Origin of the sequence: Psychrobacter sp. (assembly GCF_049295055.1) — a bacterium.
Classification (GTDB): domain Bacteria; phylum Pseudomonadota; class Gammaproteobacteria; order Pseudomonadales; family Moraxellaceae; genus Psychrobacter.
The window spans coordinates 1-7086 of sequence record NZ_JBAQQF010000027.1 but is presented as its reverse complement, the minus strand read 5'-3'; the positions used below and the strand labels follow the sequence as shown (position 1 = coordinate 7086).

General features: G+C 42.4%; 6 protein-coding genes. 1 reads left to right on the top strand and 5 read right to left on the bottom strand.

Going from position 1 to position 7086, the window contains the following annotated elements:
- Window positions 1-289 precede the first annotated feature (289 nt).
- On the top strand, window positions 290-1027 hold the full coding sequence (phoU, locus tag WAZ74_RS03490) for a phosphate signaling complex protein PhoU (protein WP_422305850.1): 738 nt from the start codon (window positions 290-292) through the stop codon (window positions 1025-1027).
- 79 nt (window positions 1028-1106) lie between these two features.
- Here phoU and WAZ74_RS03485 read toward each other — a convergent pair whose 3' ends face one another.
- The 5 genes from WAZ74_RS03485 to fadB form a co-directional block, all read right to left on the bottom strand.
- Entirely contained in the window at window positions 1107-1712 is a 606-nt protein-coding gene (locus WAZ74_RS03485; RefSeq protein ID WP_422305848.1) for a DUF1287 domain-containing protein, read from the bottom strand.
- A gap of 131 nt (window positions 1713-1843) precedes the next feature.
- Complete coding sequence (locus WAZ74_RS03480) at window positions 1844-2473, bottom strand: HD domain-containing protein (protein ID WP_422305846.1); 630 nt, start codon at window positions 2471-2473, stop codon at window positions 1844-1846.
- Window positions 2474-2656: 183 nt separating this feature from the next.
- A complete protein-coding gene (locus tag WAZ74_RS03475) occupies window positions 2657-3232 on the bottom strand; it encodes an isochorismatase family protein (RefSeq protein ID WP_422305844.1) in 576 nt (191 codons plus the stop codon).
- A gap of 261 nt (window positions 3233-3493) precedes the next feature.
- On the bottom strand, window positions 3494-4666 hold the full coding sequence (fadA, locus tag WAZ74_RS03470; RefSeq protein ID WP_422305842.1) for an acetyl-CoA C-acyltransferase FadA: 1173 nt from the start codon (window positions 4664-4666) through the stop codon (window positions 3494-3496).
- Between the two features lie 258 nt (window positions 4667-4924).
- Entirely contained in the window at window positions 4925-7084 is a 2160-nt protein-coding gene (fadB, locus tag WAZ74_RS03465) for a fatty acid oxidation complex subunit alpha FadB (RefSeq protein WP_422305839.1), read from the bottom strand.
- Window positions 7085-7086 lie beyond the last annotated feature (2 nt).

Genomic DNA, 7086 nt, shown 5'->3' with positions numbered 1-7086 from the left:
TAAAAATTATTTAAAGAAGTTGTTTAGAGCGGTCATTTATATTAGTTATAGTCGATACCCAATAAAACAGATACGTTATTTTTCACGCGAGACTAGGATGAGTTTTTCTGGCTTGCTGTGCCTACGCCGACAGAGGCTGCAAAAAATTCATCCTAGTTCCGCTGTATCGTTTTTACATTGAACTGACTATAGTTACTTATAAATAATCATTCATAAACACCATCATTTCGGCAGTATCTTTATTGCCAACACCAATACGATTAAGACTGATCCAATTAAGGAGGTAATCATGCTGGTAACTGAAAAGCATTTATCAAAGAGTTTTGATAATGATCTAAATGAAGTTATCGAGTTGTTCATACAAATGGGGCGCATGGCAGCAGAGCAAGTCATGATTGCGACCCGTGCTTTGATAGCAGCAGATGAGGCAACCGCGAAAAAAGTAATTGCTGATGATGATTTAATCAATCAGTTAGAGATTAAAATCGATGAGCAAATTATTTTATTGGTTGCTAAGCGCCAGCCAGCAGCGAATGATTTGCGCTTAGTCATGGCCATTAGTAAAGGCATTGTTGACTTCGAACGTGTAGGTGATGAAGCAGAAAAGATAGCACGTATGGCATGTAAATTGATTGAAGATGGTGCTTCACCAAGAGGCTATTCAGAGGTTCAGCATTTATCCAATCAGGTGCGCTTAATGCTGCTTGAGGCGCTTGACGCTTTCTTATTTATGAATCCGCAGCAGGCATTTTCGGTATTGCAAAGCGATGCGTCTGTCAATGAAGAGTACCAGTCTGCCACTCGCTCCTTGATGACCTATATCATGGAAGACAGCCGCCATGTGTCCAAAGTAATTAATATACTGTGGGTATTGCGCGCACTCGAGCGTGTCGGCGACCACGCTCGAAATATCGCTGAGTTGGTCATTTTTTGTACCAGTGGTAAAGATGTGCGTCATACAGATTTTTTACGAGTAGAAGAAATTGTCCAACAAACTACTAATGCCAGCATGAATACTAACAAATAGCCTGTCTTACTGAAACTTCAATCTACAAAGGCTGGCAACTTAGAGAGACCGACAATCTTATAGAGAACAAGCCGTAATCTTAATACCGAAAATGCTTAGTTATAGGATAAGTAAACAGAATGTTTTCTTCTTGCGTACCGCGTCCGATATTATGAATAATCAGCGGTGTACCATCAGCAGCTGCTTTGTCCGATACGATACCTGTGTGCGGTAAATTGCCGTTCGGGAGCCGCCACGTCACTACATCCCCTGCTTGAAAGCTGGCTTTATCAGTAATCGACAATGTCTGTCCATGACGCGCAAAAAATACTTCAAGATTGGATACACGGCGATGGTCAATATTTTTATCGGTTGATTTCAGTCCCCAAGTTTTTGGATAACTTGACCAGTTGGATTTCATATCATGATTAACCAACTGCTGTAGATCTATATTTTGCAGACGATAAGCACGAATAATCACATCGGTACAGACGCCAGTATTTATCGGTACATCGCCCCGCGGAAAATCTAGCTTACGATAAGTAGGATCATAGCTAGTGGTAATGCCGATTTGTTTTTTGGCATCGTATGCCAACTTACTGCCATCACTGATAGGAGCAATAGCTTGAGCCATTTGCGCCAATCCTAGCAGGCTGATAAAGGCTAGCGATTTGCATAAGGTGTTAAAAGTATTAGATATTCTCATTTATCGATCTCTTTCTTATTACTCTAGCTATAAACGCTATAGGACGTGAAAATTTAGCATTTAAAAATCTAGCATTTGAAAACCATGATGGGCTACAAAATATTTAAACGCTCAAACTATATCTTGTACATTTACGCATCAATCAACCAGCCTTGCTGAGTCGCAAACTCAATCTGTTGCGACAACCAATCATAAATACTCGGAAAGCTATCTTTAATAAAGGCATGTGCCGCGCTTACTTGCGAGCGCGTAACGTTAGAATCAATCCACGTTTTTCCATTGGTATTTAAATTCAATAAAAACGGCAATAGACGGTCAACGACTTTCAGCAGCTGGGTTTCTTTACTGCTGCCAGTCTCTTGCTCTTCCCAAAGCTCATTTAAATCTTTGATACCATTACCGTGCTCAGCTTGTAAGCGTGCAATGCCAGCCCGCTCTTCAATGTGCGCATCAGCGCGGGTATCGGCATATAAAAAAGTATCACCAGCATCAATTTCACCCAAATCATGTACCAATGCTAGCTTTAATAATTTTTCATGATTGACATCCAACTCGAATAATTCAGCGATTGACCAACATGCCATAGCTAAATGCCAAGAATGTTCAGCAGAGTTTTCTAGACGATTAGTATCCGTCACATAACTGCGCCGATTAACGCGTTTAAGGGCATCAAGCTCTAACAGGAAATGAGTGACATTATCTATATCAATGTTTGAGGCAAGCGTTTGGTTGGTTAATAAGATGGAATTGGTTGATGACATAAATCTTCTCTTAATTTTTCTACGAATATATAGCGCTTCATTCTATTTTTACGCATAAGTAATTATTATACATTTTATGAGCGCTATAAAAGAGGATGCCAGCTTATAGTTCATTAACGCCACTATAAAAAGAAAATAGCGCTTATGTGAGTAAGCGCTATCTGCTCTAAATTGAGTAAAAAACTACTTAATCAAATTACTAATGGTTTTAAACGCAGGGTCTTTACTACTGCGGCAAAGCTCAAACAGAATGGTTTCAACCGTGGTAATCACCCCACCGGCACGGCGAATACGGCGAATCGCTTGCTTTTTATCATACGGAAAACGCGAACCAACAGCATCACCAATAATAACTGGCTGCATACCGTTATCGAGCAAATCAAGCGCTGTTTGTAGCACGCAGACATGCGCCTCTACACCAAACAATAAAACAATGCTTCGATTCTGCTGGGCGAGATGATTCCACGAATCATCATTGTCGCAGGCACTAAAGGTGACTTTTTCAAAACCTTTGGCATTATCGCCTTCTAATAGCTCACAAATTTCAGGCAAGGTTTCGCCCAAGCCTTTTTTATATTGCTCATTGAGCATAATCGGTACATCAAGCGCCTGCAGCCCTTTGATCAAAGTCGTTATTTTTTTGAGAATGTTTTCATGGTCATAGATATGCGGAGTCAGACGTTCTTGGACGTCGATTATCATCGCTTGGGTGTTTTCACGATCAATACGGTAGGTACGATCAGTAATCATGGTGGACATAGCACACTCCTTGTACGGCGGAAGCTGACGGCTCTAAACTTATTTAGAATTAGTATCAGGCTTAAAATTATAATGATTGATTACTCTCTCATTTAGTCACAGTTTAGCGAATGCGTCAATGGAGATAAGCGATATAACAACTTATGATGTTTTAATTTTATAAAGCACTATGATTTATAAATGCAAAAACCCCTAGCAATGATGACTAGGGGTTTTTATTAGAGCAATTAATTATTCTAAAATATTTGCAATATTACAGGATTAAACACGCTCAATAATCGTCGCAATACCTTGACCAAGACCGATACACATCGTCGCTAGACCGATTTCAGTATCTGACTGCTCCATGGCGTTTAGCAAAGTAACCGTGATACGAGCGCCTGAACAGCCTAGTGGATGACCTAAAGCAATCGCGCCACCGTTAATGTTGACGATGTCTTGTTTGTCCGTCAAGTTCAAGGCTTTAAGTACTGATAAACCTTGCGCTGCGAATGCTTCGTTCAGCTCAATCGTTTGCATATCATCGATGCTCATGCCAGCACGCTTAAGCGCTTTTTGTGTAGCAGGCACTGGACCATAGCCCATGATAGCCGCATCACAACCAGCAATTGCCATACTACGAATACGAGCACGAGGCTTTAGACCTAGCTCTTTGGCTTTTTGCGCGCTCATAATCAGCATCGCTGATGCACCATCCGATAATGCAGATGAAGTAGCTGCAGTCACCGTACCGCCTACTGGATCAAAGGCTGGACGTAGCTTTTGCATTTGTTCCATCGTGGCATCAGGACGAATCACTTCATCAACGGTACACAGTTGCAAGCGACCCGCTTCGTCATGACCTTCGATACCGATGATTTCATTATCAAAACGACCTTCAATGGTTGCAGCCCATGCACGGCGATGCGACTCAAGACCAAAGGCATCTTGCTCTTCACGGGTGATGTTATTCATGCGACCTAGCATTTCAGCGGTCAAGCCCATCATGTTTGACGCTTTTGCATAATGCTTTGACGCTTCAGGGTTAAGATCAACGCCATGCATCATACCGACGTGACCCATATGCTCAACACCACCGATGATGAATACATCACCTTGACCGGTCATGATTTGGGCAGCAGCAGTATGTAGCGCTTGCATAGATGAACCACACAGACGGTTAACGGTCTGACCGCCAGCTGTCTTAGGGATATCAGCAAGCAAGCCGATGTTACGGCCGATATTTAAACCTTGCTCTAAAGTCTGGTTTACACAACCCCAGATGATATCTTCTACATCGCGTGGGTCAAAGTCGTTACGCTCAACCAATGCACGGACCAATTCAGCAGACATGCTATCAGCGCGAACATGGCGGAACATACCGTTTTTGGTTTTACCCATCGCTGAGCGTACGCCATCTACGATGACCACGTCTTTTGGACTTAAAATTGTCATACTATCTTCCTTTTCAATTTTTATTGTCAGTGTAGTCAGTCCGCTTTATTGCTATTACCTCGTCAATCTCGCTTAACGTACAATACGTACATCAGCGCTCGATTTCCTCGTACTAACACTAAATAAAACTAACTATAACCGTACGTCTGCTATTAAAGATTTGTTATTAAAAAATAGTGCCATTAAATATAAATACATTAATGGCTCTCACTCTCAAACAGCAAACATACGGCACTTTATCTTAGTAATGACTGCCTATTACGCGGTTGCGTAAAAAGTCTCGCCTGCTGCTGCCATATCGCGAATCTTTTGCGGGGCTTCATAAGCTTTGCCAAGGTACGCGTATTTTTCACACAGTGCTAAGTAGTTATCTAGACCCATTTGATCGATATAACGGCAAGGTCCACCGCGGAATGGCGGGAAGCCAACGCCCATAATCATCGCCATATCAGCTTCTGATGGTGTGCTGACGATGTTGTCTTCTAGGCAACGGACGGTTTCATTACAGAACGCTAGCATAGTGCGGTCGATAATCGCTTGATCTTCAAAGGTTTGCTTTTCGCTATCAGTGGTGGTTTTTAACAGCTCGTAAGTCGCTTCATCAGCAACTTTCTTTGGCTTGCCGCGTTTGTCCATTTCATACTTATAGAAACCAACGCCATTTTTCTGACCTAAGCGTTTGTTTTCATATAAAAGCTCAATCGCGCCTTTATAATCAGGCTTCATGCGGTCAGGAAAACCTTCTGCCATCACTTCTGCGCCATGAACACCAGTATCTAAACCAACGACGTCGATTAAATAGGCAGGACCCATTGGCCAGCCGAATTTTTCCATAACTTTATCGACATGAGCAAAATCAGCACCCTGCTTAAGGAGCAAATCAAAGGCGCCAAAGTATGGGAACAACACACGATTGACTAAGAAACCTGGGCAATCGTTAACGACAACAGGCACTTTACCCATTTTAGTAGCCAAGGCAACCGTAGTAGAAATGGCTTCTTCAGAGGACTTTTCACCACGAATAACTTCAACCAATGGCATGCGGCTTACCGGGTTAAAGAAATGCATACCGACGAAGTTTTCTGGACGCTCAAGTGCTTCAGCCAAGAAAGTAATAGAGATAGTTGAAGTGTTTGACGCTAAGATACAATCATCTTTTACCAAGCCTTCCACTTCTTTTAATACCGCACGTTTAACGTTTGGATTCTCTACAACCGCTTCGATAACGATATCAGTTTCAGCAAAGTCGCCATAATTTAAAGTAGGACGGATACGGCTTAAGGTTTCACCCATTTTAGTTGGGGTCATTTTGCCACGATCGACCATTTTGCCAAGTAACTTGCTGGCTTCGCCCATACCAAGGTCTAATTGCTCAGACTTGATGTCTTTCATGATGATTGGTAAGCCTTTGCTAGCTGCTTGATAGGCGATACCACCGCCCATAATACCAGCGCCTAGTACGGCCGCTTCATTGATTTCATGTGCGTTTTTGCTATGCTGCTTCGCTAATTTTTTAACCAACTGATCGCTTAAGAACAAACCAACCAAGCTTTCTGCTTGTGGGGTTTTCGCCGCTTTTGCAAAACCAGCCGCTTCTACTTCGATTGCTTTATCACGTGGTAAGTTAACGTGTTTTTCGATCGCAGCAATAGCAAGCGCTGGCGCAGGATATTGCTTAGGATTGGCTTTGGCAAAGATCATACCTTTTGCGCTGTTAAATGCCATTGCTTGTTCAAGCTGATTTAGCTTAACAGGAACCAGCTTCTCTTCACGCTTCGCTTTCCAGTCAAGCTCACCTGAGATACATTTTTTGACTAGGTCAATGGCAGCATCTTGCAAGTCATCAGCAGCAACAGTTGCATCAACCAAGCCTAACTTTAGCGCATCAAGTGCTTTCTTTGGTGTACCAGTGGCAATCAATTCAAGCGCATTATCGATACCGATGACACGGGTAGTACGAACCGTACCACCAAAACCTGGGAAAATACCCAATTGGGTTTCTGGTAGACCGATGATTGCTTTGTCGCTCATGACACGGTATTCACAAACCAAAGTCATCTCACAACCACCGCCAAGCGCCGCGCCATTGATAGCCGCTACTTTCGGAAACGGTAAATCTTCAAAGCGATTAAAGGCGTCATTAATATTAATAACCCAATCTTTAATCTCTTCTTCTGGCTGCTTAAAAGAAGCAACGAATTCTGTAATATCAGCACCAGCGATAAACACGCCTTTGCTTGAAGTTACGATTAAACCCTTAACGTCATCGGCTTTTTCTAAAGCGCTAACGACTTCAGCAAATTGCTTATTGGTTTCAGCATCAAACTTATTCACGCTCTCATTTTCGGCGTTGTACTGCATGTTGGCGATGCCATCCTCTAGCATTGTCACCGTAATGCGATTTCCTTGGTATACCATTT

Excerpts from the sequence above, each read along its gene's own strand:
- phoU (WP_422305850.1), top strand. The coding sequence starts at position 290 with ATGCTGGTAACTGAAAAGCATTTATCAAAGAGTTTTGATAATGATCTA.
- WAZ74_RS03485 (WP_422305848.1), bottom strand. The coding sequence starts at position 1,712 with ATGAGAATATCTAATACTTTTAACACCTTATGCAAATCGCTAGCCTTT.
- WAZ74_RS03480 (WP_422305846.1), bottom strand. The coding sequence starts at position 2,473 with ATGTCATCAACCAATTCCATCTTATTAACCAACCAAACGCTTGCCTCA.
- WAZ74_RS03475 (WP_422305844.1), bottom strand. The coding sequence starts at position 3,232 with ATGTCCACCATGATTACTGATCGTACCTACCGTATTGATCGTGAAAAC.
- fadA (WP_422305842.1), bottom strand. The coding sequence starts at position 4,666 with ATGACAATTTTAAGTCCAAAAGACGTGGTCATCGTAGATGGCGTACGC.
- fadB (WP_422305839.1), bottom strand. The coding sequence starts at position 7,084 with ATGGTATACCAAGGAAATCGCATTACGGTGACAATGCTAGAGGATGGC.